This window comes from Rhodanobacter denitrificans, from assembly GCF_003335105.1.
Taxonomy (GTDB): Bacteria; Pseudomonadota; Gammaproteobacteria; order Xanthomonadales; family Rhodanobacteraceae; genus Rhodanobacter; species Rhodanobacter denitrificans_A.
Genome location: NZ_QFWQ01000006.1, coordinates 503054 through 506148 on the forward strand (window position 1 = coordinate 503054; position 3095 = coordinate 506148).

The following is a 3095-nucleotide window of genomic DNA, read 5'->3' on the forward strand; positions in this document are numbered from 1 at the left end:
CAGCAACGCGCTGAAGTTCACTGAGCACGGCAAGGTGACGCTGCGGGCGCAGCGCACGGAAGAGGGCCTGCTGCTGAGCGTGAGCGACACCGGTCCGGGCATCCCGGAGGCGAGCCAGGCGCGGCTGTTCCAGCGCTTCGAGCAGGCGGAGGGACCGCAGCGGCGGGTGGGCAGCGGGCTGGGCCTGGCGATCTGCCGCGAGCTGGTGGAGATGATGGGCGGCAGCATCGAGCTGGAGTCGCGGCTGGCGCACGGCAGCACGTTCCGTGTACGGCTGCCGCTGGCGGTGCCGGCGTCGTCAACGCCGGTGGCGTGGGCGCCGGGCCGTCCCTGCCACCTGCTGCTGGTGGAGGACGACACCATCGTGGCTACGGTGATCCGCGGCCTGCTGGAGCGGGAAGGACACACGGTGGTGCACGTGGTGAACGGGCTGGCGGCGCTGGCCGAGCTGGCGCATGCGGACGTCGACGCGGTGCTGCTGGACCTGGACCTGCCGGGGGTGGACGGGTTCCAGGTGGCGCGGCTGATCCGCCAGCGCGAGCGCGCGGGGCAGCACCTGCCGATCGTGGCGGTGACGGCGCGCTCGGGCAGCGGGGATGAGGCGAAGGCGCGGGCGGCGGGGATGGACGGCTTCCTGCGCAAGCCGGTCAGCGGCGAACGCCTCGCCGATGCGCTGGCCTGTGCCGCGGCAGCGCCGGCGACCCGCACCCCGGCATGATCTCCGACCTGCGTGTCGGCTCGCGCCGACATGGGGGTTTTGGCATCATGGCCGGCACGGGACGGCAGCCGCCACGGCGCCTCGCTCGCGGGCAGCCGGTTCGCGTACGGGATGGCACGGGCAGGCGGGCAGGTCCGAAGGGGACAACCTGATGTTTTCGGCAGTCTTGCTGACGATGGTCCTCGGGCTGGCTGCGCCCGTGCCGGGCGTGCCTGCGGCGGCTCCGTCGGTCGCGCCCCGGGTCGATCCGCTGCCGACTCCGCAGTTCCGTCGCTACGACACCTCGGACGGATTGCCCAGCACGAGTGTGTACGCCGTGGTGCAGGACCGCGACGGCGCGATGTGGTTCGGCACCAAGGGCGGCCTGGCGCGTTTCGACGGTGTCGGCTTCGAGGTGTTCCGGCATGCCGAGAACGACCCGGGTTCGCTGTACAACAACGGCATCGCCACGCTGCAGATCGACCGGCAGGGGCGCCTGTGGGCCGCCGGCCTGAATGCGGGGTTGAACCGCTACGACAACGCCAGCGGCACGTTCCGGCACTGGGGGCATGACCCCGCCGACCCTGCCAGCCTGGCCAGCGACCGGGTCTGGGCGGTGGCGCAAACTCCCGACGGCGCGCTGTGGGTGGGCAGTGCGGGCGGGCTCGACCGGATGCGCCCGGACGAACGCGGGTTCGAGCACGTGGTCGATCCGGTGCTCGGCGCGACGCCGGCCGAGGTCGGCATCGTTGCCGCCCTGTACGTGGATGCGCGGGGGCGGATGTGGATCGGCAGCAACCATGGCGTGTTCGTGCGCGCGGAGGATGGCGCGATCCGCCGGGTGCCGTCGGCCGATCCGCAGCGGACCATCGACGCCTGGCGGATCGAAGGCGATGGCGACGAGGTGCGCGTGGCCGCCGCGAACGGCCTGTGGATCATCGGCAAGGATGGCGTGGCGCGCCGCTACGGCACCGGCGTGATTCCCGACACCAACGTGATGACCAGCGTGCGGGATACCGCCGGCCGGTTGTGGACCGGCACGCAGAAAGGGCTGTTCCTGCAGGAGCGCCCGAGCGATCCGGTGACGGCGGTGACCGACCAGCCGGTGCTCTACGGCAACCTGCCGGGCACCTGGGTGTGGCAGCTGGCGGTCGATCGCGAAGGCGGACTGTGGGCCGTGCTGTTCGACGGCGGCGTGGCGTACCTGGCACCGGGCTGGAGCCGGTTCAGCCGCTTCACCCACATGCCGGACGATCCGTCCAGCCTGCGCGACGCGATCGCGACCACGATGGCGCGCGGCAAGGACGGTCGTCACGTGTGGGTCGGCCAGCGCGGCGGCCGGATCGACCGGCTCGATCCGGTGACCGGCAAGGTCGAACACGTGCTGTCGGGGTTGCACGGCGACGTGATCGGCATGACCGAGGACGCGAAGCATCGCCTGTGGGTCGTGGTGCAGGGCGCGCTGTATCGCAACACCGAGGGGCGGCTCGAACGCGTTGATCCGGACGGTAAGCTGATGCAGCGCCCGCTGGAGGTGGAGCCCGGACCGGATGGCCAGATGTACGCGCGCACCTTCGGCCAGGGCCTGTTCCGCATCGACCCGGAGACGCTGGCGGTACACCCGGTGCCGATGGACGGCGCCAGCGACAGGGTGCATTGGGGCAGCCAGATGACGCTGCGCGACGGCATTTTCTGGTACGCCAGCGATGGCGGCATGATGTGGCTGGACACGGCGCGTGACCGCTTCGTGATGGTGCCGGGCGGTCCGTCCGGGCAAACTGTCGACGCCTTCGACTTCACCGGCGACGGGCTGTGGATGGCCAACGCCGACGGGCTGACCCATTACCGCCGTCGCGGCGACGGCATCGTGGCGGATCGGCGGATCGATGCGGCGCACGGCTGGCCGTCGCTCAACGTCACCGACCTGCACGTCGATGCCACGGGTCGCGTCTGGGTGTTCGGCCACGACGGCTTGTGGCGTTTCGATCCGCGCAGCGGGGCGTTCCGCTCGTTCGGCCTGCAGGACGGCCTGACCAACGGCGAATTCTTCCGCGGCTATGCGCGGATGCCGAACGGCTACATCTACGCCGCCACCCTGGGCGGCGTGATGGCGTTCAATCCGAACCGCAGTAACCGGCAGACCAGCGTGCCGCAGATGGCGCTGACCCAGGCCAAGGTGCGCCGCTACGGCGCCATCCAGGTGCTGCCGATCGGCACACAGTCGCTGCAGGTCGGCTGGCGCGACAGCCAGCTTGCGGTCGAGGCGCGGGTGTTTTCCTATATCGCTCCGTCGGCCAACCGCTACCGCTTCCAGCTGCAGGGTTTCGACAGCGACTGGGTGGACACGGGCCATCGGGGGGAGCGGGATTTCACCGGCCTGGGCGCAGGCAGCTACACG

General features: G+C 71.0%; 2 protein-coding genes. Both read left to right on the forward strand.

The window, feature by feature from the left end; all coding sequences use genetic code 11:
• Positions 1-718: ATP-binding protein (locus DEO45_RS11820; RefSeq protein WP_114343786.1), on the forward strand; the 718-nt coding region annotated here is incomplete at its 5' end.
• 151 nt (positions 719-869) lie between these two features.
• The coding region (locus DEO45_RS11825; RefSeq protein WP_317616011.1) for a ligand-binding sensor domain-containing protein at positions 870-3095 on the forward strand (2226 nt) is incomplete at its 3' end.